Below are 21,871 nucleotides of genomic sequence, written 5' to 3' on the forward strand. Positions count from 1 at the left end.
GCGGGGGTGGGAACGATGACGACGGACGACGACGAACGGGCCGAGGCGGCCGCCACTGCCGAGGCCGCCGCTGCCGCTGGCGCTGCCGCTGCCGCTGCCGCTGCCGGCAAACGGCGCGCCCGGCCCGGGCGCGCTTCCACAGCTACTGCTGTGGGCAATCGTCCCGCAGGGCGATGGGGGTCCCCCCGCTCGAGCGAAGCCGAGCGTGGGGGAGGGTGGGCACAGCCTGCAGCGCCGGGTGCCGACCCAACCGGGCGCCCGCTGCACCTCCGTACCCGCACGCCGCAGGCGACCCGCAGCAACGCCCTCCACCCCGGCGCCTGGTGGATCTGGGCCCTGGGCCTGGGAACCGCCGCCTCCCGCACCACGAACCCCCTCCTCCTCGCCCTCCTCATCGGCGTAGCCGGATACGTCGTGGCGGCGCGCCGCACCGAGGCGCCCTGGGCCCGCTCCTACGGCGCCTTCGTCAAGCTGGCGGCAGCCGTCCTCGGCATCCGGCTCGGCTTCGCCGTGTTCCTGGGCTCCCCGATCCCGGGAACGCACCTCGTCGTCACGCTCCCCGAAGTCCCCCTCCCCCACTGGGCCCAAGGCATCCGCATAGGCGGCCGCATCACCGCCGAGGGCCTGGTATTCGCGCTGTACGACGGCCTGAAACTGGCCACGCTCCTCATCTGCGTAGGCGCGGCGAACGCCCTCGCCAACCCGGCGCGCCTGCTGAAGTCGCTGCCGGGAGCGCTGTACGAGGCGGGCGTGGCGGTCGTCGTCGCCCTGACCTTCGCCCCGAACCTGATCGCCGACGTGCAGAGACTGCGCGCCGCCCGCAGGCTGCGCGGCCGCCCCGACCGGGGTCTGCGCGGCCTGCTGCACGTAGGACTCCCGGTCCTGGAAGGCGCGTTGGAGCGTTCGGTCGCCCTCGCGGCGGCGATGGACGCGCGCGGCTACGGCCGCACCGCCCAAGTGCCGCCCGCCGTCCGCCGCACCACCGCCGTACTGACGCTGGGCGGTCTGCTCGGCGTCTGCGCGGGCACGTACGGACTGCTGACCGCCGAGGGCGGCAGTTACGGCCTGCCGGTGCTGCTGGCCGGGCTGGCCGCGGCGCTCGGCGGCCTGTGGCTGGGCGGCCGCCGCTCGCTGCGGACGCGGTACCGGCCGGACGTGTGGGGCGCACGGGCGTGGCTGGTCGCGGGCTCGGGCGTGGCCGTGGCGGCGCTGATGATCGTCGCCGCCTCGTACGATCCCGCGGCGCTGCGCCCCGGCGTCGTCCCCCTCGTGGCCCCCACCCTCCCGCTCTGGCCCGCGGCGGCGATCCTCCTCGGTCTCCTCCCGGCCTTCGTCGCCCCGATCCCGCTCACCAAGGAGCCGTCGTGATCCGCTTCGAGGATGTCTCCGTGACGTACGACGGTGCGGCCGAACCCACCGTCCGGGGCGTGGACTTCGAGGTGCCCGAGGGCGAACTGGTGCTGCTCGTCGGGCCCTCCGGGGTCGGCAAGTCGACGGTGCTGGGCGCGGTGAGCGGTCTCGTCCCGCACTTCACGGGCGGAACGCTGCGCGGCCGGGTCACGGTCGCCGGACGGGACACCCGCACCCACAAGCCACGCGAACTCGCGGACGTGGTGGGCACGGTGGGCCAGGACCCGCTGTCCCACTTCGTGACCGACACCGTGGAGGACGAACTCGCCTACGGCATGGAGTCGTTGGGCCTCGCGCCGGACGTGATGCGCCGCCGCGTGGAGGAAACCCTGGACCTGCTGGGCCTGGCGGCACTGCGCGACCGACCGATCGCCACGCTCTCCGGCGGCCAGCAGCAGCGGGTCGCCATCGGCTCGGTCCTCACCCCGCACCCGAAGGTCCTGGTCCTGGACGAGCCCACGTCCGCCCTGGACCCGGCCGCCGCCGAGGAGGTCCTCGCCGTCCTCCAACGCCTCGTCCACGACCTCGGCACCACCGTCCTCATGGCCGAACACCGCCTGGAACGCGTCATCCAGTACGCCGACCAGGTCGTCCTCCTCCCGTCCCCGGGCGCCGCACCGCTCCTCGGCACCCCCTCCGAGGTGATGGCCGTCTCCCCGGTGTACCCACCGGTGGTGGATCTGGGCCGCCTCGCCGGCTGGTCCCCCCTGCCCCTGACGGTGCGCGACGCACGACGGAGTGCGGGGGCGCTGCGGGAGCGTTTGGCTGAGATCGCGAGCAATACGGAAACGGCAGCCGGCGGCGCGGCCGACCGTGGCATGGGAGCGGCCGGTGCGACGGGCGACCGAGACACGGGTGCAGCCGGTGCGGCGCGCGACCGTGACGCAGACACGGCAGCGGCAGCGGGCGCAGCGGCCGGCGCGGTTCCCCGCGCCGCGGAGAGTGCGCGCGTCCATGCCACCGCCGCTCCCCCGTCCCCCTCGCGCCACGCCAGCCCTCGCTTGTCCCGGCTCCTCCGCAGGGCCACCCCGACCGCCCCCGCACCCGCACAAACAGCGGTGGTCGAATCCCTCGCCGTCCGCCGCGGTCGCGTCGAAGCACTCCGGCACGTCGACCTCACGGCCGCCCCCGGCGAGACCATCGCGCTGATGGGCCGCAACGGCGCCGGGAAATCCACCCTTCTCGGAGCGCTGGTCGGGCTGGTCGAACCCGCCGCCGGATCCGTCCGGGTAGGAGGGGCGGTACCGCACCGCACGGCGCCGCGCGAGCTCGTACGACGCGTGGGCCTCGTACCCCAGGAACCACGGGATCTGCTGTACGCGGACACGGTGGCCGCCGAGTGCGCGGCCGCCGACCATGACGCGGGCGCCGAGCCGGGCACCTGCCGGGCTCTGGTGTCGGAGTTGCTGCCGGGGATCGCGGACTACACCCACCCCCGGGATCTCTCGGAAGGCCAGCGGCTGGCGCTCGCGCTGGCCGTGGTGCTGACGGCCCGCCCCCCGCTGCTGCTCCTCGACGAGCCGACCCGCGGCCTCGACTACGCGGCGAAGGCCCGGCTGGTCACCGTGCTGCGCGGCCTGGCCGCCGAGGGCCACGCCATCGTCCTGGCCACGCACGACGTGGAGCTGGCCGCCGAACTGGCCCACCGCGTGGTGATCCTCGCGGACGGCGAGATCGTCGCCGACGGCCCGACCGCCGAGGTGGTCGTCGCGTCCCCCTCCTTCGCTCCCCAGGTCACGAAGGTGCTGGCCCCCCAGCCATGGCTGACCGTCCCCCAGGTCCGCGCCGCCCTGCGCGCAAGTGAACCGGAGCCCCGGACATGACCGAGCCGACGGAGAAGCCCGGCCCCCCGACCCCGGCAGACGGACCGGCGGACGACCCGGCATGCATCCCTCACCCCCGCGCTGCGCGGCCCCCATCGCAGCCCCAAGCCAGGGCCATCCGTCTCGGCCCCCGCTCCGTAGCCGCCCTCGTCCTGGTCAGTGCCACTGGTGTCGCCGGGTTCGTCTGGCCGCTCTTCGCGGGGCGGGGGTCGCAGGTCAGTGCGCATGCGCAGGATGCCCCGTGGCTGTTCGCGGGGCTGCTCGTGCTGCTCGTCGCTGTCGTGGCCGCGACGATCTCGGAGTCGGGGCTCGGGCCGAAGGCCGTTGCCATGCTCGGTGTGCTGGCGGCGACGGGAGCGGCGCTTCGGCCGATCGGGGCGGGGACCGCGGGGATCGAGCCGATGTTCTTTCTGATGGTGCTGAGCGGGCGGGTGCTCGGGCCGGGGTTCGGGTTCGTGCTGGGGTCGGTGACGATGTTCGCGTCGGCGCTGCTCACCGGCGGGGTCGGGCCGTGGATGCCGTTCCAGATGCTCGCCATGGGGTGGTTCACCATGGGCGCCGGGCTGCTGCCGGGCCCCGACCGGCTGCGCGGGCGGGCCGAGCTGGTGATGCTCGCCATGTACGGCTTCCTCGCCGCCTTCGCGTACGGCACCGTCATGAACCTGGCCGGCTGGCCCTTCATGGACGCGCTGGCCTCGAACGTCGCCTTCGACCCGCACGACACCGTCCCCGGAAACCTGACCCGTTTCCTCGCGTACTGCCTGGCCACCTCGCTCGGCTGGGACCTGGGCCGGGCGGTCGTCACCGTCGTCCTGACCCTCACCCTCGGCACGACCCTCCTCAAGGCGCTGCGCCGGGCCACCCGCAGGGCCGCTTTCGAGACCGCGGTCACATTCGACGCACCCGCTGCGTGATCCCGCGCGCACGGATCGTTGGGCGACCGGTGAAGCACCCCACATGACGCACGTCACCTACGAAGCGTGCTCGTAGACCAACTTGTCCGATATGTCCGTAGACATACATCCCCTGACCTGCACTTTGAGAGCCAGCTCACACGACGGACGTTCTCCTCGTATGCGGCCACCACTAGTAAAGGGGGTCATTGCGGACACGCTTCGAGCCTGTTTCTCTGGAGCAGTCGCCAGGCGCCGACGAGCCCACCCGGGCCGCGGCGCCCACGTATGCCAGAGCCACACACCACGTGGCCCCGACACACAGCGACACCCCTGTCCCCGAAGAAAAGGTGTTCCGTGACCGTCTCCGTCATCCGCCGCGTCATCGCCTCCCCGAAGAAGGTCCTCACCGGCGCCGCCCTGGCCGCCGCCACCACCGGCATGGTTCTGGCCGCGGCCCCCGCACAGGCCGCCCCCGCCACCACCACCTCGGCCTCCTCCGCCCAGGCGATCGCGCACAAGATGATCCCGGACGCCACGCAGTACAACGCCTTCAGCAAGATCGTCGAGCACGAGAGCGGCTGGAACCCCAGCGCCACCAACGCCTCCTCCGGCGCCTACGGCCTCGTCCAGGCCCTGCCCGCCTCCAAGATGGCCACCGCCGGCTCCGACTGGAAGACCAACCCCGCCACCCAGATCAAGTGGGGCCTGGACTACATGAACTCCCGCTACGGCAGCCCCGCCGCCGCCTGGAACTTCTGGCAGGCCAACGGCTGGTACTAAAAACAGCCACCCCCCCGGACTGCACCCACAGCAGCCCCCCTGAACGAAGGCGGCGGCCCCCGATCCCCCGGGCCGCCGCCTTCGCCATACCCACTATCGCTTCGGCCGAGCGATGCTCTCAGGCCGGAATGAACCCCGGCCACCACGGCGGGACACCTCCGGCACCGTCTCCACAACCAGACCTCCCTTTCCGCGACGCGGGTCAACCGTCACAGCTGCCCCGGCACTCGAACCACACCGTCTTCCCGTCCCCAGGTCCAGGGTCCACACCCCACTTGTCGACCACGGCGTCCAGCAGGACCAGTCCACGGCCGCCCTCCGCCTCCGCCTCCGCCTCCACAGACAACTGGGACGGGACGCATGGAAGCCGAGTGGAGCCGTCCGCAACCTCCACGCGGACTCCCACCGCCTGCCGCAGCATCAGCAGCGAGCAGCGCCGGTCCGGGACATGCCACACGACGTTGGCGACCAGCTCGGTCACTCCCAGTTCCACGGCGTCGGTCAGCTCCGTCAAGTCCCAATCGTCCAGCAGCGAGCGGACAATGTTCCTGATGTGCCGCGCCGAGTGCGCGCCGACCGTGAGTCGCATGCCGTACTGGGCAGGGCGGGGACCCAGCAGGGTGGGGGGAAAGTATTCGTTCACACTACGAGGCTGACCTCGCGCGACTACCCTCGGCTACGGAACGGATACAACTGGTCCCGCAGTGGGCCGAGTTGCGCGAGAGGGGCCTCTGCGTGACCCACATCAACGTCCTCGACCCGGGCGCTTCACCACTCGACTACTACGGTTTCGAGCTACGGCGCTACCGCGAAGGCGCGGGGCTGACACAGAAACAGCTCGGCGACATCGTCAACTACACCGGCTCCCTGGTCGGCCAGATCGAAACGGCCCGCAAGCTGCCGACACCGGAGTTCAGCGAACGGGCCGACGCGGCGCTGGGCACGGGCGGCTTGCTCTCCCGGCTCGTCGAGCTCGTGATGCGCAGTCAACTTCCGGCCTGGTTCCAACAGGTGGCGGAGTTGGAGGCGCGGGCCACCGAGATCTGCACCTTCCAGGCCCACATGGTGCACGGTCTCCTCCAGACCAGCACCTACGCGCGTGCCACGCTCGGCGCCCTGGACCGGACCGACCTCGACGACCGCACCGCCGTACGGCTGGCCCGTCAGCGCATCTTCGAGAAGAGCGAGCCGCCGGTCCTGTGGATGGTCCTCAGCGAGGCCGCGCTGTACCAGGAGATCGGCGGCCCGGACACCATGCGCGGCCAACTGGCCCACCTGTTGTCCTTCGACAACAACCCGCGGATCAACATCCAGGTCCTGCCGTTCTCCGCCGGGGCGCACGCGGGGCTCCAAGGCTCATTCACCCTCTTCCGCTTCGCGAGCGACCCGACCATCGTCTACACCGAGGGCTACGGCAGCGGGCATCCGACCGCCAACTCGGACACCGTCAAGGACTGTTCGCTCCGTTACGATCATCTCCAAGCCGCCGCACTCTCCCTCCGAGACTCGGCGGAGTTGATCCGGCACGCGATGGAGGAACGCTATGGGGAACACCGCGATTCCGACGGGGATCCAGTGGCGTAAGTCCAGCTACAGCGGCGATCAAGGCGGCGAGTGCGTCGAGTGCGCACCGCTCGGCCCCCTGGCCTGGCGCAAGTCCTCGTACAGCGGCGACCAGGGCGGCGACTGCGTAGAGATCGCAGAAACCCCCCACACCACCATCGCCATCCGCGACTCGAAGAACCCGGCCGGACCGATCCTCACCCTCGACCCCGCCGCGTTCATCACCTTCGTCGACTGGGCGAGTACAACCGCCGGCTGAGCGACCCCGGTCACATTCGGACCCCGGCGGTGTGCGGCCCCCGTCACACTCCGCGGCAGCGCTCCGTGGAGCGCTTCCACACCCTGCGCCACACGCGGGGTGAAGCGGCGCACAGGGCGTAGGTCACATACGAAGCTGGATCGTAGTTCGCGTTGTCCGATATGTCCGCAGGTATACCCCTTCCGACCTGCGGTTTGAGAGCCAGCTCACACAAGGGGCTTTCCTCACCAATGCGGCCACCACTAGTAAAGGGGGTCATTGCGGACACGCTTCGAGCCTGTTTCTCTGGAGCAGTCGCCAGGCGCCGACGAGCCCACCCGGGCCGCGGCGCCCACGTATGCCAGAGCCACACACCACGTGGCCCCGACACACAGCGACACCCCTGTCCCCGAAGAAAAGGTGTTCCGTGACCGTCTCCGTCATCCGCCGCGTCATCGCCTCCCCGAAGAAGGTCCTCACCGGCGCCGCCCTGGCCGCCGCCACCACCGGCATGGTTCTGGCCGCGGCCCCCGCACAGGCCGCCCCCGCCACCACCACCTCGGCCTCCTCCGCCCAGGCGATCGCGCACAAGATGATCCCGGACGCCACGCAGTACAACGCCTTCAGCAAGATCGTCGAGCACGAGAGCGGCTGGAACCCCAGCGCCACCAACGCCTCCTCCGGCGCCTACGGCCTCGTCCAGGCCCTGCCCGCCTCCAAGATGGCCACCGCCGGCTCCGACTGGAAGACCAACCCCGCCACCCAGATCAAGTGGGGCCTGGACTACATGAACTCCCGCTACGGCAGCCCCGCCGCCGCCTGGAACTTCTGGCAGGCCAACGGCTGGTACTAAAAAACAGCCACCCGGACTGCACCCACAGCAGCCCCCTCATACGAAGGCGGCGGCCCCCGATCCCCCGGGCCGCCGCCTTCGCCATTGCCGTATCTACCCGACGGTGTCGCTGAGGGCGTCGAACCACCGCACCACCTGCGGCGCCGACACCTTGAACGATCCGAAGTGGTCCACATCCCCCTGATCGACCACTGTCACCGCGCTCCCCCGCTCGGCCAGCTGCCGTGCACAACTACGAGCGTTCCCGATCGGTACGTCGGTGTCGGCCGCCCCCGCGTACAGCCGCACCGGCACGTCCGGCTTCCAGTCGCAGGTGTGATCGGCCGCGCGCATCGCGTCGAGCAGCCCTCCGCCGGGATGCCGCATCTTCTCGGCGAAGGCCGGCGTGAGCATCTCCTCCACCGTCGGCGGCAGCGCCTTCAGGATGTCCTCCTCCTCGTGCGTCCCGTCGTACAGCCCCTCGACGCGGCTCGCGTACGGGGCGCGGAAGGCCTCGGACGGGTCCTTGTAGATCGGATGCAGCCTGCTCTGCGCGACCAGCCAGTACGAGCTGTAGATGAGCCCGCTCGCGTCATTGACCCGCCCGTCGAACAGCGCCGGAATCTCCTCGCCCTCCAGGTCGTACGGCCCGCTGACCGGAGCCAGCGCCTTCAGCCGGAAGTGCCGGTCCGCACCGCCCTCCAGCGCCCGCCCGAGCGCCATGGCCACCTGCCCGCCCTGCGAGAAGCCCGTCGCGTACACGTCGCCACTCAGCGGCCTGCCGAGCCGATCCGCGGCCGTCCGGGCCGCCCGCAGCATGTCGACCGAGGCGGTCACGGAAGAGCGGGTGTCCATGTACGGATGGCGGCCGGGCCCCTTCCCGAGGCCCAGATAGTCGGGCGCGACGACGGCGCGTCCCGCCGTGGCGTTCAGATAGGAGGGGACCCGCCCGAAGTCCTCGCCGGCGGACGGTGCGTAGTCGCGGTTGACCATCGTGCCGTGCGTGTCCGAGACGATGTCGAGGCGATGCCTGCCGCCGACGGGGAGGGTGAGCAGCCCGGTGGCGGTGGCGGCTTTCCCGTACGGGTCGACGGTCCGGTAGGTCAGCCGGTACGCCCGTACGCCGTACCGCACGGAGTCCGTGGCCATGTCCCGTTCGGCGAGGAACCTCTTCACCCCGCCCGCGTCGTGCGAGGCGACCGGCGTGACGGAGACGAGGGTGCCGCGCGACACCGGCCGATGGGTTGGCGAGGATGCGGCCGCCGTCGCCTCCGGGGCTGCCGCGAGTCCCGCGAGGAGCGCCGCCGCGAGAAGAGCGCTCCCTCGCCGCGTACGCCAATTGCGGCGTGTTTCCATGGATTTGACGGTCTTATGTGTGTTATCGCTCATGTCCTCGACGCTACGGACGCGCGGTTCGCGTCGGCATCCGAGAGTCCCCCGCGTCCGTGGTGGACTTGAGTCCACCGCGCCCGTCCCGCTGACCGGAGGCCCCATGACCACGCCGACGGAGAAGACGCGCGACCCGGAGGCGCGCGGAGTGCGGCTGGTGGCGGTGCTGTTGGGGATGACCGTGGTCAGCGGGCTCATCGACGCGGTGAGTTATCTGGGCCTCGGGCATGTCTTCACGGCGAACATGACCGGCAACGTGGTGGTACTCGGCTTCGCCGCGGCGGGCGCGCCGGGCTTCTCGACCCGGCATGCACTGGTGTCGCTGGCGTCGTTCCTGCTGGGGGCGGTGGCGGGCGGACGCGTCGGAACGCGGCTGGGCGGGGGCTCGCGCCGCACCTGGGTACGCGCCACCCTCGGCGCGGAGGCGGTGATGGTCGGCGTGGCGTCGCTGGTCGCCTTCGCCGCTCCCGGCGCCACCGGCACCATCTACGCCCTGATCGCCCTCACCGCCTTCGCCATGGGTCTGCGCAACGCGACCGTCCGCAAACTGGGCATCCCCGACCTGACGACCACCGTCCTGACGATGACTCTGACCGGCCTGGCCGCCGACTCCCGCCTGGGCGGCGGCGCGGGCCGACACTCCCCACGCCGCACGGCCTCGGTGTTCGCCATGCTGGCGGGCGCGCTGCTCGGTGCGTGGCTGGTACTCCATCAGGGGCTGGACATCCCGCTGCTGATCGCGGCGGGGGCGGCGGGGGTGCTGGCGGTGACGGCGTCCGGGAAGGAGTAGCCCGACCGCTCCGGTCCGCCGATGAAGACCGCTGCGAGCACGTGCAAGTACGCGACGACCGCTGCGAGCACGTGCAAGTACGCGCCGCCGAACAGCTATTCCCATACCCGCTATACCGGGCACAGACGGCTCAGGCACACTTCACTCGTTGCTGTTCACCACGCTGTCCACCACCAAGAGGCTCACGCATGATCACGCTCACGAAGGAAGACGGTCCGGCAGATCTGGACGGGGTTACCCATCTGTCCATCGGAGCGTCCTGGGACCCCACCGCCGGGAGCAGTGGCGGGCTGATGGGGAAGATCCGCCGGAACGTCGGCACCGACCTCGACCTGATCGCCATCGCGATGCAGGGCTCGGATCCGGTACGGCTGGCGGGCCTCGACTCCCTGGACCCGATGGGCAATGGCTCACTGACGCACAGCGGCGACAACCAGACAGGACGCGGTGAGGGTGACGACGAGACGGTGACCGTCGAGTTCGCCCGGATACCGCCGAACATCACGTCGATCGTGTTCGTCGCCGCCGCGTACAAGAAGGGCAGCGCCTTCCAGAAGGCGCGCAACATCAGTTTCAAGGTCTACGACGCGACCGGGGGCAGCATCCAGCAGGTCGCCGACATCTGGCCGAGCCTGCTCACCAACGACAACGGCTGCGCCGTGGCCAAGGCGATCCGGGTCGGCGGGAGTTGGAAGCTCCAGGTCATCAACGAGACGGGGAAGATCAAGCAGGGGGACGAGCGGGACCTGATGCGCTTCGCGGTGCGCAAGTAGCCCACGCCGGGGCCGGGGCTGGGGCTGACGAGCACGCCGTCAGCCCCGCGTCCCTTCTGCTCCGCCGCGTTCTCCACCTTCGTCGACCGGACGACTACAACCGCTGAATGATCGTGCCGGTGGCCAACGCCCCACCCGCGCACATCGTGATCAGCGCGAACTCCTTGTCCTTGCGCTCCAGTTCGTGCAGCGCGGTCGTGATCAGCCGCGCTCCCGTCGCGCCCACCGGGTGCCCGAGCGCGATCGCACCGCCGTTGACGTTGACCTTCTCCAGGTCCTGCTCGAAGACCTGCGCCCAGCTCAACACCACGGAAGCGAACGCCTCGTTGATCTCGACGATGTCGATGTCCTTCAGTGACATCCCGGCCTTGCCGAGCACGGCCCGGGTCGCGTCGATCGGCCCGTCGAGGTGGAAGTGCGGGTCGGCGCCGACCAGCGCCTGCGCGACGATCCGCGCGCGGGGCCGCAGCTTCAGCGCCCGCGCCATGCGCTTCGACGCCCACATGATCGCGGACGCGCCGTCCGAGATCTGCGACGAGTTGCCCGCCGTATGCACCGCCGTCGGCATCACGGGCTTCAGCTTCGCCAGCGCCTCCATGGACGTGTCGCGCAGCCCCTCGTCCCGGTCGACGAGCCGCCACATGCCCTGTCCGGCCCGCTGTTCGTCCTCCGTCGTGGGCACCTGTACGGCGAAGGTCTCGCGCTTGAAGCGTTCCTCGGACCAGGCGATGGCCGCCCGCTCCTGGGAGATGAGCCCGAGGGAGTCCACGTTCTCGCGGGTCAGCCCGCGGTGGCGCGCGATCCGTTCCGCCGCCTCGAACTGGTTGGGCAGATCCACGTTCCACTCGTCGGGGAACGGCTTGCCCGGCCCGTGCTTGGACCCGGAGCCCAGCGGCACCCGGGACATCGCCTCGACGCCGCAGGAGATGCCCACGTCGATGACCCCCGCCGCGACCATGTTGGCCACCATGTGCGAGGCCTGCTGCGACGACCCGCACTGGCAGTCCACGGTCGTGGCCGCCGTCTCGTACGGCAGGCCCATGGTGAGCCAGGCGGTGCGCGCGGGGTTCATGGACTGTTCGCCGGCGTGCGTCACCGTGCCGCCGACGATCTGCTCGACGCAGTCGGCGTGGATGCCGGTGCGGCCGAGGAGTTCACGGTAGGTCTCGCCCAGGAGATAGGCGGGGTGGAGGTTGGCGAGCGCGCCGCCGCGCTTGCCGATGGGGGTGCGTACGGCTTCGACGATCACGGGTTCCGCGGCCATGGGGGCTCGTCCTCTCCTCGCTGACCCGCGCAGCGCGGGGCGTCCCGGCCCACCCACCACGCAGAACTAGTACGCGTTCTAGTTCTGAGTGCAGTCTGCTGACAGCGTGTCCACAACCGCAAGGGTCTTGCAGGCTCCGAAGTTGCGATCTGCACGAATCCCGCACGCAATTCGAGGCGCCGTGCCCCTTGCCACTTGTAGAACCCGTTACTACCTTCACGACACTAATTCCTGATGGACCGTCAGACGGCGGGAGTTGCCGATGCCCTGTCCAGCGCTGCCCGACGGGTTCGATTTCACCGACCCCGATCTGCTGCACCACCGCGTGCCCCTCCCGGAGTTCGCCGAGCTGCGCCGGGCCGAACCGGTCCACTGGATCCCGCAACAGCCGGGGATCGCGGGCTTCGAGGACGACGGCTACTGGGCCGTCACGCGGCACGCGGACGTCAAGTACGTCTCCACGCACCCCGAGCTCTTCTCCTCCTTCCTCAACACCGCGGTCATCCGCTTCAACGAGCACATCCAGCGCGAACAGATAGAAGTCCAGCGGCTGATCATGCTCAACATGGACCCGCCCGAGCACACCCGGGTCCGTCAGATCGTGCAGCGCGGCTTCACCCCGCGGGCCATCCGCTCCCTGGAGGACGCCCTGCGCGCCCGTGCCGGCTCGATCGTCGAGAGCGCGCTCGCGAACGCGGGCCCGGACGGCGCCTTCGACTTCGTCACCCAGGTCGCCTGCGAACTGCCCCTGCAGGCGATAGCCGAGCTCATCGGCGTCCCGCAGGACGACCGGGCCAAGATCTTCGACTGGTCCAACAAGATGGTGGCGTACGACGACCCGGAGTACGCGATCACCGAGGAGATCGGCGCCGAGTCGGCCACCGAACTCATCACGTACGCGATGAACATGGCCGCCGACCGCAAGCAGTGCCCCGCCAAGGACATCGTCAGCACGCTGGTGGCGGCCGAGGACGAGGGGAACCTGGCCTCCGACGAGTTCGGCTTCTTCGTGCTGCTGCTCGCCGTCGCGGGCAACGAGACGACCCGCAACGCCATCACGCACGGCATGCACGCCTTCCTCACCCACCCCGACCAGTGGGACCTCTACAAGCGCGAGCGCCCGAAGACCACCGCCGAGGAGATCGTCCGCTGGGCGACCCCCGTCGTCTCCTTCCAGCGCACCGCGACCCAGGACACCGAACTGGGCGGGCAGCAGATCAAGAAGGGCGACCGCGTCGGAATCTTCTACTCCTCCGCCAACAACGACCCCGAGGTCTTCGAGAGCCCCGAGGTCTTCGACATCACCCGCGATCCCAACCCGCACCTCGGCTTCGGCGGCGGAGGCCCGCACTTCTGCCTCGGCAAGTCCCTGGCCACCCTGGAGATCGACCTCATCTTCAACGCGATCGCCGACGCGATGCCGAACCTGCGTCTCGCCGGCGACCCGCGCCGTCTCCGCTCCGCCTGGCTGAACGGCGTCAAGGAACTCCAGGTCAGCGCGGATTGAGGTGCTCGGGCCGACGGCCTCCCGGTGCCCGTCGGCCCGTCCCGTGGGAGGCAGGGGCATCCCCCCTACGCCCCGCCCCTGCCTCCCCCGCGACACGTCGCTCCACGACGTACTGAACGTTTCCGATCGGTTTCACGTCTTCACCCGTGGCACAGTCAACCCACACCTTCGAAGACTTCGAACGGAAACGCCGAGCCGTGGTCTCTGCCGATCTGACCGACCTGAGCCCCGTCCGGCCGGAGAGTGCGGCCCCGTCCCGGAACCAGCCCGTCCGCTCGTTCTGCCGCCGCCACCGCCTCCCGCTCCTGGCCACCGTGCCGATGCTGCCGCTGTACGCGGTGTGGTGGGCGTTCCTCGCCACCGGCGGCGGCGATCTCGCGGCCCAAGAGGCCTGGGCCGAGTTCGTGTCCCGGCACGGCGGATCGGCGTACAACCTGTTCTGGTACGGCGGGATGCACACCGCCAACTACAGCCTGATCTCCCCGTACGTGATGGCCGCCCTCGGTGTGCGCACGGTGACGGTCCTTTCCGGGCTCGCCGCCTCCTGGCTGGCCGCCGTGCTGATCGAGCGCACGGGGATACGACGACCGGTGGGCCCGGCCCTGCTCGCCTCCCTCGCGCTGTGGTGCAACGTGGCGTCGGGGCGTACGACCTTCGCGCTCGGCGTCGCCCTCGGGCTCGCCGCCTGTGTGCCGCTGGCGCGCGAGCGGCGCGTACTGCTGGCGGTGGCGTACGCGGCCCTGGCGACGATGGCGAGTCCGGTGGCCGGGCTGTTCCTGGCCGTGGTGGGGGCCGCGTATCTCGTCGTACGGGACCGGGTGCGGGGCTGCGCGCTGCTGGTGCCGCCGGGTGTCGTGGTCGGGGCGACAACACTGCTGTTCCCGTTCACCGGCGAGCAGTTGATGCCGCCGGACCGCGTCTGGCCGCCGGTGCTGTTCGGGCTGACCGTGGCCGCGCTGGCCCCGCGGGGCTGGCGGGTGGCGCGGTGGAGCGGTGTCGTCTACGCGGCCGGGACCGTGCTGGCGTATCTGATCCCCTCACCGGTCGGCACGAACGTCGAGCGGTTCGCCGAGCTGTTCGCGCCGGCCGTGCTGCTCGCGGTGCTGCTCGGCGCGCCGGGGCTGCACCGGCTGCGGCGCAGCGCGCTGGCCGCGGCGCTCGTGCTCTCCGTCGCCTGGGTCGGCCAGAAGACCGTCGACGACCTGGAGGTCTCGACCGCCGTACCGGCCTGGGCCGCCCACACCCATGGCGTCGTCACGGAGCTGGAGCGGCTCGGCGCCGACCGTGGCAGGGTCGAGGTGGTCCCGGCCCGCAACCACCGTGAGGCCACCGCGCTCGCCCCGCATGTGAACCTGGCGCGCGGCTGGAACCGCCAGCTGGACATGGAGCGCGGCCGGCTCTTCTACGACGGCACCTTCTCGGCGGCGACCTACCGGGCCTGGCTGGACCGGTGGGCGGTCGGCTACGTCGTACTGCCGTCGGGCAAGCCGGACGGATACGCGGAGGATGAGGCACGTCTGGTGGAGACCCGGCCCGCGTGGCTGGAGCCCGTGTGGAACGACGCGCACTGGCGGGTGTTCCGGGTGCGCGACGCGGTACCGCTGGTGTCGGCGCCCGCCTCCGTCGTACGGACCACCAGCGCCGAGGTCGATGTGCGGCTGCCGAGGCCCGGCTCGGTGACCGTACGGGTCGCGTACTCGCCGTGGCTGCGCGCCGAGGGCGGCTGCCTGGAGAAGAGCGGCGAGTTCACGCGGCTGACGGTGGCCGAGCCGGGCGAGTACCGGATCAGCTCGGAGTACGACCCGTCACCGGGACCGGCTCCTTCGTGCTGACCGCGCCGCCCTTCACGGGTTTCATCGGCGTCCGGGGCCGCGGGCCCTGGAGCAGATAGGTCAGACCGAAGCCCGCGCCGACGACGGCCGCGCCGCCCACCGCGTCCAGCACCCAGTGGTTGCCGGTCGCCACGATCGCGGAGACCGTGAAGAACGGGTGCAGCAGTCCGAGCGCCTTCATCCACCACTTGGGCGCCAGGATCGCGATGACGAGCCCGCACCACAGGGACCAGCCGAAGTGCAGCGACGGCATCGCCGCGTACTGGTTGGTGAGCGCGGTCAGCGTGCCGTAGTCCGGCTTGGAGAAGTCCTGCACGCCGTGCACGGTGTCGATGACGCCGAGGCCCGGCATCAGGCGCGGCGGGGCGAGCGGGTAGAGCCAGAAGCCGACGAGGGCGAGCAGGGTGGCGAAGCCCAGCGCCGAGCGCGCCCAGCGGTAGTCGGCCGGGCGGCGGGCGTACAGCACGCCGAGGACGGTGAGCGGGACGACGAAGTGGAACGACTCGTAGTAGAAGTCGAAGAAGTCCCGCAGGAAGCCGACCTTCACCACCGCGTGGTTGGCCCAGTGCTCGATGTCGAGGTGCAGGAACCGCTCGATGGCGAGTATCTGGTCGCCGTGGTGTTCGGCGGTGGCCCGGCCGCCCGCGTTGGTGCCGCCCGTCGCCGCGAGCCTGACCTGCTGGTAGGCGGAGTAGCCGACGCGGATCAGGAGCAGTTCGAGCAGCAGGTTCGGGCGGGTGAGGACGCGGCCGAGGAAGGGGAGCAGCGGGACGCGCTCGAAGCGCGTGGGGACGGGCTGCGCGTACTCGGTGGGGATGGGCTTGCGGTAGTACTCCGAGGTGCGGGACAGGAACGGCACGACGGTGGCCGCGGCGAGCGCGGCGAGCAGCACCACGTTGTCGCGCAGCGGATAGAGCGCCGCCATGTTCGGCAGCATCATCTTCGCGGGCAGCGTCATGACGAGGATGACGGCGACGGGCCACATGTAGCGGTCCGAGGTCTTCCGACCGACCCTGCCGACGACCGCGAGCAGCACCCACAGCAGCTGGTGCTGCCAGGTCGTGGGCGACACGGCGACCGCGACACAGCCGGTGAGCGCGACGGCGAGCAGCAGCTGCCCGTCCTTCGCGTAGCGCACGGCGCGGCGCAGGCCGAGGACCGCGACGGCCGCGCCGAGCAGCAGGAACAGGCCGATCTCCAGCGGACCGGTGAGGCCGAGCCGCAGCAGCGCCCCGTGCAGCGACTGGTTGGCGAGGTCGTCCGCGTTCTTGCCGAGGCCGACGCCCGCCAGGTGGTGCACCCAGTACGTGTACGAGTCGTGCGGCATCGCGGCCCAGGCGAGCGCGGTGAGGCCGGCGAAGGTGATCCCGGTGGACCGGGCGGCGCGGCGCCGCCCGGTGAACCAGAGCAGCGGCGCGAAGAGCAGCACGGCCGGCTGGAGCGCCGCCGCGAGGCCGATCAGCACGCCGCTGGCGCGCTCGCCGCGCACGGCGAAGCAGCCGAGCAGGACGAGCAGCACCGGGATGATGCTGGTCTGGCCGAGGTAGAGGGTGTTGCGCACCGGCAGCGACAGCATCAGCAGGCTGATCGCGACGGGCGCCGCGAGCAGCGACGTACGCCGGCTCACGGGCTGCGGCAGGGCGCGCGCCGCGACCAGGCCGAGCGCGACGACCAGCGACAGGGTGCCGAAGGTCCAGGCCCAGCCGAGGGCCTGCTCGGCGGCGCGGGTGAGGGGCTTGAGGACGAGTCCGCCGAAAGGTGTGCCGGTGAACTGCGTCGAGTCGTACAGCGACCCCTTCACATGCAGCACGCCGTTCGTGCCGACCCAGGTCTCCAGGTCCGTCAGCCGCTCCCCCTTGGGCGTGCTGAGGACGACGGCAACCTGCCGTATCGCCAGGACAGCGGCGATCAACCACAGCCCGATGCGGACCGCGCGCAGCCGTTCCCTCGCCGTCTCGGCAGCCCCCGTCCCAAAGGCATTACCCGCTCGTCCGCCGTGCTCCACATTCGCCACGCCCCGCGGCCCTCCCGCCCCGTTCGTCCCCTGCGTCCCACGTGTCCCATACGCCGGTCCCTCTCAGGACCCTATGAGGCTCGCACTGCCCCCGTCGAGAGACGCAGGCAACCCCCTCTTCACCTGACGTCCCCCCGCCTTTTGTCCGGATGACGATAGTGCGCGCACGGTTCGGTTCCCCCCTCGCTCCGCGACATAGATCACAGACAGGCCCACGAAAGCGGGCCCCCAGCCGCCGCATCGCACCTGCGTACGCCGCATTCATTCGCGCTGTGCGCCGAGTCGCGTACGGCACGTAATGCCGATGTGTGCCCCTATGGTCACTTTTCGGCCCACTCCCGAGTGGGTCACGTTCCCGCCCCCCGGGCGGTCACGTCCCCGCCCTCGCATGGGCCATGTCCCTGTCCCCGACGAAAGGCACGCCCTTGCCGTCCGCCACAGCCGTCGCACCCGTCGTCCCGCGACCCCGGACCCCCGCACCGCCGGAGGCCACCGTCACGGACCCCGCTCTGGTGAAGCGCGCCGTGAAGGCCGCCGCCCTGGGCAACGCGATGGAGTGGTTCGACTTCGGCGTCTACAGCTACATCGCCGTCACCCTGGGCAAGGTCTTCTTCCCGTCCGGCAACCCGACCGCGCAGCTTCTCTCCACCTTCGGCGCCTTCGCCGCGGCCTTCCTGGTCCGCCCGCTCGGCGGCATGGTCTTCGGCCCGCTCGGCGACCGCATCGGCCGCCAGAAGGTCCTCGCGCTCACCATGATCATGATGGCGGCGGGCACCTTCGCGATCGGTCTGATCCCGTCGTACGCGACGATCGGCGTCGGCGCGCCGATCCTGCTCCTCGCCGCCCGCCTGGTGCAGGGCTTCTCGACCGGCGGCGAGTACGCGGGCGCGTCCACCTTCATCGCCGAGTACGCGCCCGACAAGAAGCGCGGCTTCTTCGGGAGCTGGCTGGAGTTCGGCACGCTCGCGGGCTACATCGGCGGCGCGGGCCTGGTCACCCTCATGACCGCCCTGCTCTCCACCGACGACCTGCTGTCCTGGGGCTGGCGGATCCCGTTCCTGATCGCGGGCCCGATGGGCATCATCGGCCTCTATCTGCGGATGCGCCTTGAGGAGACCCCGGCGTTCGCGGCGGAGCTCGAGAAGGCCGAGGCCGACCGTCCCAAGGTGCCGCTGCGCGAGATGATCACCGGCCAGTGGCGCGCCCTGCTCCTGTGCATGGGTCTGGTGCTGGTCTTCAACGTCACCGACTACATGCTGCTCTCCTACATGCCGAGCTATCTGACCAGCGAGCTCAAGTACGACGAGACGCACGGTCTGCTCGTGGTTCTCGGCGTGATGGCGCTGATGATGATCGTGCAGCCCTTCGCGGGCGCCCTGACCGACCGGATCGGCCGCCGTCCGGTGATCGCCGCGGGCTGCGCCGGATTCCTGGCCCTGTCCGTCCCGGCCATCCTGCTGATCCGCCAGGGCAGCCTGCTCGCGGTCGCGCTCGGCATGGGCGCCCTCGGTCTGCTCCTGGTCTGCTTCACCGCCGCGATGCCCGCCGCGCTTCCCGCGCTCTTCCCGACGAAGGTCCGCTACGGCTCGCTGTCCATCGGCTTCAACGTCTCCGTCTCGCTCTTCGGCGGCACGACCCCGCTGGTGGTCACGGCGCTCATCGGGGCGACCGGGAACATGATGATGCCCGCCTACTACATGATGGCCGCGGCCGTGATCGGCGGCGTGGCGGTGTGGTTCATGACGGAGTCGGCCGGACGCCCGCTGCCGGGCTCGGCCCCTTCCCTCGAGCCCTCGGCGCGCTGACCTGGAACCGCTGACCTGGAACCGTAGCCTCCGTCGTGCCGTCTGAGACCCTGTCCGACGGCACGACGGAAGGCTACGGGGGATGTTGCGCGAGATACGGACGCGTTGGTCGAGTTTCGTACGGGGGCGCGTACTGGCCGTCGTACTGGCGCTGTTGGGGATCCAGCTCGGATCGCTGGTGGCACCGGCGTACGCCTGCGGGTGCGGCGCGATGATCCCGGACAGCCAACGGCACGTCACGGTGAACCGCGAGCTGTCGGCCGTCCGCTGGGACGGCCGACAGGAGCAGATCGTGATGAGCCTGACGGTGACCGGAGACGCCCGGAAGGCAGCGTGGATCATGCCGGTCCCGCACCGGGCGACGGTGAAACTGGGCGACAGCAAGCTGTTCGACCAGCTCGGCGCGGCGACCGCGCCCGAGCACCGCACCCGCCACTACTTCTGGCCGGACAACGGCGACTGGCCCTTCACCGACGACACCGAGAGCGGCGACGCCGCCCCGCGCGCCGGCGCGAGCGCACCCTCCGTCGGCGTCGTCGGCCGCGAACGCCTCGGCCCCTTCGACGTCGCCCGCCTCACCGCCACGGACTCCGACGCGCTCGGCGACTGGCTCGCCGACAACGGCTTCCAGCTCCCGTCCCGCCTGAACGAGGCGCTGCGTCCGTACGTCGACCAGGGCTGGGAGTACGTGGCGATCCGCCTGGCCCCGCAGCAGGCGAACACCGCGCTGGGCGGCACCCTGGACCCCCTCCACCTCACCTTCGCCAGCGACGAGTTGATCTACCCGATGCGGCTCTCGCGGCTGGCGCGGACTCCGCAGTCCCTCGGCCTGTACGTCCTCGCCGAGCACCGCATGGAGCCGCGCTCGGCGATCGGCGGCGACCGGCCGCGGGTCACGTACGCCGGTGCGGTCTACGCGAAATCCGGTCCCCTGCACGAACTGACCCCCGACCAAGCGCTCTTCCTCACCGCCATCGACCAGGAGTTCCCGCAGCCGTCGCACATCTCCGGCGACCACGAACTGCGGCGCACGGCGACCGACGCGACGTACCGCCAAGTGATCTACGAGGACCGGCTGCTGAAGGTCGGCGGGATTCCCGCGTGGCTGCTGACGATGACCGGCCTGTCGGCACTGGTGATCGTGGCCCTGGTACTGGGCCTACGGGCCCGGAGGCGCCGCCCGGTGCTGCCGCCCCCTCCCGTGCAGGCACCGCCGCCGATCGGCTGACGTCAGGAGTGAACTCCGGGAAACCCGCTGGCAAGCACGCGCACCCGCGACTAGATTCGCCCGCGGCACTGGTTAGCCCATCTAACTAGGCATACGAAAGGCATGGTGCATGAGCGAGTCGCAGCTCTGGAACGACGTCGACGACTACTTCACCACCCTCCTCGCCCCCGCCGACGACACACTCACCGCGGCGCTGCGCGACAGCGACGCGGCCGGACTGCCACCCATCAACGTCGCCCCGAACCAGGGCAAGCTGCTCCAGCTCCTCGCCCAGATCCAGGGCGCCCGCCGCATCCTGGAGATCGGTACGCTCGGCGGCTACAGCACGATCTGGCTGGGCCGCGCTCTCCCGGCCGACGGCCGCCTGATCACCTTCGAGTACGACGCCAAGCACGCCGAGGTCGCCCGCGGCAACCTCGCCCGGGCCGGCCTCGACAAGATCGCCGAGGTGCGGGTGGGCCCCGCCCTGGAGTCGCTGCCGAAGCTGGCCGACGAGAACCCGGAGCCGTTCGACCTCGTCTTCATCGACGCGGACAAGGTGAACAACCCGCACTACGTCGACTGGGCCGTCAAGCTCACCCGGCCGGGCAGCCTGATCGTCCTCGACAACGTCGTCCGGGGTGGCGCGGTCACCGACCCGGGCAGCACCGACCCGAGCGTGCGGGGCACCAGGGCCGCGCTCGAACTGATGGCTTCTCACCCGAAGTTGAGCGCTACGGCGATCCAGACGGTGGGGACCAAGGGGTACGACGGTTTCGCGCTGGCGCGCGTGATGGCGTAACCGCTGCCGGGGTTCAGGCCTCGTGATAGAAGCCCACGTTCACGGTGCGCGGGCCGGTGCGGTCCTGGATGACGAGTTCTCCGGAACTGCCCGCGGGGAGCTTGGCCGTCCCGCCGTACGGGAGCGTCTGGGCCGGCTGTCCGGCCAGCGTCAGCCGTACCTCCGAGGACGGCTCGGGGTGGGAGCCGCGCAGCCAGGTGACCTGCCACGAGCCGTCCGGGCCGCACAGGAACTCCAGGTGGACCCGGGACACGAACAGCCAGTCGTCGGGGGTCGCGAGACGGCACACGGCCCGGTCCCGGCCCACCCGCAGCACGGCACCCGGGTCGCTCGGTGCGTCGGCCATCAGCATCCCGGCCGTCGCACCCGCGTCCGCCCCGGCTACCGAGGCCATGGTGAGTTCGAGCACGTGCGCTCCTTCGTGTCGTACTGGTCCAATTGTCCTCGCGCGGAGCGCCGTTGGCGCACCGCCGCCGCATGATAATTCGACCGATCGCCCCGCCGTGCGACCTCCGGCACAATGGACTCATGACCGAGCGCAAGCCACCTGGTGTCAGCTTCGAGTCCTGGGTCGACAAGCAGATCCGTGACGCCGAGGCGCGCGGCGAGTTCGCGGAACTCCCCGGCGCGGGCAAGCCACTGCCGGAGGTCACCGACACGTCGTACGACGAACTGTGGTGGATCAAGCAGAAGATGGCCCGCGAGGGGCTGTCCGTGCTCCCGCCGTCGCTGGCGCTGCGCAAGGAGGCCGAGGACGCGCTCGCCGCGGCGTCCGCCGCCCCCTCGGAGCGGGCCGTACGCCGGATCGTGGAGGACATCAACACCAAGATCCGCGAGATGATGTTCAAGCCCCCGCCCGGGCCTCCCCTCGGCCTCAAGCCGTACGACGTGGAGGAGATCGTCCGGGAGTGGCGCGAGCGCCGGGAGAGCTGACCTGTCGACGAGT

At 70.9% G+C, this 21,871-nt stretch carries 20 protein-coding genes; 15 read left to right on the top strand and 5 right to left on the bottom strand.

From position 1 onward, the window contains the following. Window positions 1-15 precede the first annotated feature (15 nt). The 4 genes from AB5J53_RS15650 (at window position 16) to AB5J53_RS15665 (ending at window position 4,909) form a co-directional block, all read left to right on the top strand. A complete protein-coding gene (locus AB5J53_RS15650) occupies window positions 16-1,368 on the top strand; it encodes an energy-coupling factor transporter transmembrane component T (RefSeq protein ID WP_369246261.1) in 1,353 nt (450 codons plus the stop codon). Beyond that, complete coding sequence (locus AB5J53_RS15655) at window positions 1,365-3,233, top strand: ABC transporter ATP-binding protein (protein ID WP_369246262.1); 1,869 nt, start codon at window positions 1,365-1,367, stop codon at window positions 3,231-3,233. The genes AB5J53_RS15650 and AB5J53_RS15655 overlap by 4 nt, the downstream gene beginning before the upstream one ends. Beyond that, complete coding sequence (locus AB5J53_RS15660; protein ID WP_369246263.1) at window positions 3,230-4,147, top strand: ECF transporter S component; 918 nt, start codon at window positions 3,230-3,232, stop codon at window positions 4,145-4,147. Before AB5J53_RS15655 ends, AB5J53_RS15660 begins: the two co-directional genes overlap by 4 nt. 336 nt (window positions 4,148-4,483) lie before the next feature. Then, a complete protein-coding gene (locus AB5J53_RS15665) occupies window positions 4,484-4,909 on the top strand; it encodes a transglycosylase SLT domain-containing protein (RefSeq protein WP_369246264.1) in 426 nt (141 codons plus the stop codon). 202 nt (window positions 4,910-5,111) lie between these two features. Here AB5J53_RS15665 and AB5J53_RS15670 read toward each other — a convergent pair whose 3' ends face one another. Next, window positions 5,112-5,552 carry an ATP-binding protein gene (locus tag AB5J53_RS15670; RefSeq protein ID WP_369246265.1) on the bottom strand — a complete coding sequence of 147 codons (441 nt, stop codon included), beginning with the start codon at window positions 5,550-5,552 and terminating at the stop codon, window positions 5,112-5,114. A gap of 92 nt (window positions 5,553-5,644) precedes the next feature. Between AB5J53_RS15670 and AB5J53_RS15675 the strand changes: the two genes are divergently transcribed. The 3 genes from AB5J53_RS15675 to AB5J53_RS15685 all read left to right on the top strand — a co-directional run bounded on the left by AB5J53_RS15675 (window position 5,645) and on the right by AB5J53_RS15685 (window position 7,563). Next, on the top strand, window positions 5,645-6,493 hold the full coding sequence (locus AB5J53_RS15675; RefSeq protein ID WP_369246266.1) for a helix-turn-helix domain-containing protein: 849 nt from the start codon (window positions 5,645-5,647) through the stop codon (window positions 6,491-6,493). After that, window positions 6,453-6,731 carry a DUF397 domain-containing protein gene (locus AB5J53_RS15680; protein ID WP_369246267.1) on the top strand — a complete coding sequence of 93 codons (279 nt, stop codon included), beginning with the start codon at window positions 6,453-6,455 and terminating at the stop codon, window positions 6,729-6,731. Before AB5J53_RS15675 ends, AB5J53_RS15680 begins: the two co-directional genes overlap by 41 nt. A 406-nt stretch (window positions 6,732-7,137) precedes the next feature. Beyond that, window positions 7,138-7,563 carry a transglycosylase SLT domain-containing protein gene (locus AB5J53_RS15685; RefSeq protein ID WP_369246264.1) on the top strand — a complete coding sequence of 142 codons (426 nt, stop codon included), beginning with the start codon at window positions 7,138-7,140 and terminating at the stop codon, window positions 7,561-7,563. Between the two features lie 93 nt (window positions 7,564-7,656). On the opposite strand, the gene AB5J53_RS15690 is transcribed toward AB5J53_RS15685, so the two are convergent. Further along, complete coding sequence (locus AB5J53_RS15690) at window positions 7,657-8,931, bottom strand: alpha/beta hydrolase (RefSeq protein ID WP_369246268.1); 1,275 nt, start codon at window positions 8,929-8,931, stop codon at window positions 7,657-7,659. Window positions 8,932-9,034: 103 nt separating this feature from the next. Here AB5J53_RS15690 and AB5J53_RS15695 point away from each other — a divergent pair, with 103 nt between their 5' ends. Both AB5J53_RS15695 and AB5J53_RS15700 read left to right on the top strand, forming a co-directional pair. Then, entirely contained in the window at window positions 9,035-9,721 is a 687-nt protein-coding gene (locus AB5J53_RS15695; RefSeq protein WP_369246269.1) for a YoaK family protein, read from the top strand. A gap of 188 nt (window positions 9,722-9,909) precedes the next feature. Then, on the top strand, window positions 9,910-10,494 hold the full coding sequence (locus AB5J53_RS15700) for a TerD family protein (protein WP_369246270.1): 585 nt from the start codon (window positions 9,910-9,912) through the stop codon (window positions 10,492-10,494). Between the two features lie 94 nt (window positions 10,495-10,588). Here the strand turns inward: AB5J53_RS15700 and AB5J53_RS15705 are convergent, their stop codons facing one another. Beyond that, a complete protein-coding gene (locus AB5J53_RS15705) occupies window positions 10,589-11,758 on the bottom strand; it encodes a steroid 3-ketoacyl-CoA thiolase (RefSeq protein WP_369246271.1) in 1,170 nt (389 codons plus the stop codon). 262 nt (window positions 11,759-12,020) lie between these two features. Between AB5J53_RS15705 and AB5J53_RS15710 the strand changes: the two genes are divergently transcribed. Continuing rightward, window positions 12,021-13,265, top strand: coding sequence for a cytochrome P450 (locus AB5J53_RS15710; RefSeq protein ID WP_369246272.1), 1,245 nt, complete (start codon window positions 12,021-12,023; stop codon window positions 13,263-13,265). Window positions 13,266-13,486: 221 nt separating this feature from the next. Beyond that, complete coding sequence (locus tag AB5J53_RS15715; RefSeq protein WP_369252249.1) at window positions 13,487-15,097, top strand: hypothetical protein; 1,611 nt, start codon at window positions 13,487-13,489, stop codon at window positions 15,095-15,097. On the opposite strand, the gene AB5J53_RS15720 is transcribed toward AB5J53_RS15715, so the two are convergent. Next, a complete protein-coding gene (locus tag AB5J53_RS15720) occupies window positions 15,051-17,111 on the bottom strand; it encodes a bifunctional glycosyltransferase 87/phosphatase PAP2 family protein (RefSeq protein ID WP_369246273.1) in 2,061 nt (686 codons plus the stop codon). The two genes, AB5J53_RS15715 and AB5J53_RS15720, sit on opposite strands and share 47 nt — an antisense overlap. A 395-nt stretch (window positions 17,112-17,506) precedes the next feature. On the opposite strand from AB5J53_RS15720, the gene proP reads away from it, so the two are divergent. The 3 genes from proP (at window position 17,507) to AB5J53_RS15735 (ending at window position 20,925) form a co-directional block, all read left to right on the top strand. After that, window positions 17,507-18,916, top strand: a complete 1,410-nt coding sequence (gene proP / locus AB5J53_RS15725; RefSeq protein WP_369246274.1) for a glycine betaine/L-proline transporter ProP — start codon at window positions 17,507-17,509, stop codon at window positions 18,914-18,916. A gap of 82 nt (window positions 18,917-18,998) precedes the next feature. After that, window positions 18,999-20,144: a DUF2330 domain-containing protein gene (locus AB5J53_RS15730; protein ID WP_369246275.1), complete on the top strand. Its 1,146-nt coding sequence runs from the start codon at window positions 18,999-19,001 to the stop codon at window positions 20,142-20,144. A 109-nt stretch (window positions 20,145-20,253) separates the two neighbouring features. Beyond that, window positions 20,254-20,925 carry an O-methyltransferase gene (locus tag AB5J53_RS15735; protein WP_369246276.1) on the top strand — a complete coding sequence of 224 codons (672 nt, stop codon included), beginning with the start codon at window positions 20,254-20,256 and terminating at the stop codon, window positions 20,923-20,925. Between the two features lie 13 nt (window positions 20,926-20,938). On the opposite strand, the gene AB5J53_RS15740 is transcribed toward AB5J53_RS15735, so the two are convergent. Continuing rightward, entirely contained in the window at window positions 20,939-21,334 is a 396-nt protein-coding gene (locus AB5J53_RS15740; RefSeq protein WP_369246277.1) for a hypothetical protein, read from the bottom strand. Window positions 21,335-21,453: 119 nt separating this feature from the next. Here AB5J53_RS15740 and AB5J53_RS15745 point away from each other — a divergent pair, with 119 nt between their 5' ends. Continuing rightward, window positions 21,454-21,858 (top strand): DUF1992 domain-containing protein, encoded by a 405-nt coding sequence (locus AB5J53_RS15745; protein WP_369246278.1) that lies wholly within the window; start codon window positions 21,454-21,456, stop codon window positions 21,856-21,858. The last annotated feature ends 13 nt before the right edge of the window (window positions 21,859-21,871 follow it).

This window comes from Streptomyces sp. R41 (assembly GCF_041053055.1).
Lineage (GTDB): Bacteria > Actinomycetota > Actinomycetes > Streptomycetales > Streptomycetaceae > Streptomyces.

Coding starts and splice junctions, on each gene's coding strand:
- AB5J53_RS15650 (WP_369246261.1), top strand. CDS start 16: ATGACGACGGACGACGACGAACGGGCCGAGGCGGCCGCCACTGCCGAG.
- AB5J53_RS15660 (WP_369246263.1), top strand. CDS start 3,230: ATGACCGAGCCGACGGAGAAGCCCGGCCCCCCGACCCCGGCAGACGGA.
- AB5J53_RS15680 (WP_369246267.1), top strand. CDS start 6,453: ATGGGGAACACCGCGATTCCGACGGGGATCCAGTGGCGTAAGTCCAGC.
- AB5J53_RS15690 (WP_369246268.1), bottom strand. CDS start 8,931: ATGAGCGATAACACACATAAGACCGTCAAATCCATGGAAACACGCCGC.
- AB5J53_RS15695 (WP_369246269.1), top strand. CDS start 9,035: ATGACCACGCCGACGGAGAAGACGCGCGACCCGGAGGCGCGCGGAGTG.
- AB5J53_RS15700 (WP_369246270.1), top strand. CDS start 9,910: ATGATCACGCTCACGAAGGAAGACGGTCCGGCAGATCTGGACGGGGTT.
- AB5J53_RS15705 (WP_369246271.1), bottom strand. CDS start 11,758: ATGGCCGCGGAACCCGTGATCGTCGAAGCCGTACGCACCCCCATCGGC.
- AB5J53_RS15710 (WP_369246272.1), top strand. CDS start 12,021: ATGCCCTGTCCAGCGCTGCCCGACGGGTTCGATTTCACCGACCCCGAT.
- proP (WP_369246274.1), top strand. CDS start 17,507: ATGTCCCTGTCCCCGACGAAAGGCACGCCCTTGCCGTCCGCCACAGCC.
- AB5J53_RS15730 (WP_369246275.1), top strand. CDS start 18,999: ATGTTGCGCGAGATACGGACGCGTTGGTCGAGTTTCGTACGGGGGCGC.
- AB5J53_RS15735 (WP_369246276.1), top strand. CDS start 20,254: ATGAGCGAGTCGCAGCTCTGGAACGACGTCGACGACTACTTCACCACC.
- AB5J53_RS15745 (WP_369246278.1), top strand. CDS start 21,454: ATGACCGAGCGCAAGCCACCTGGTGTCAGCTTCGAGTCCTGGGTCGAC.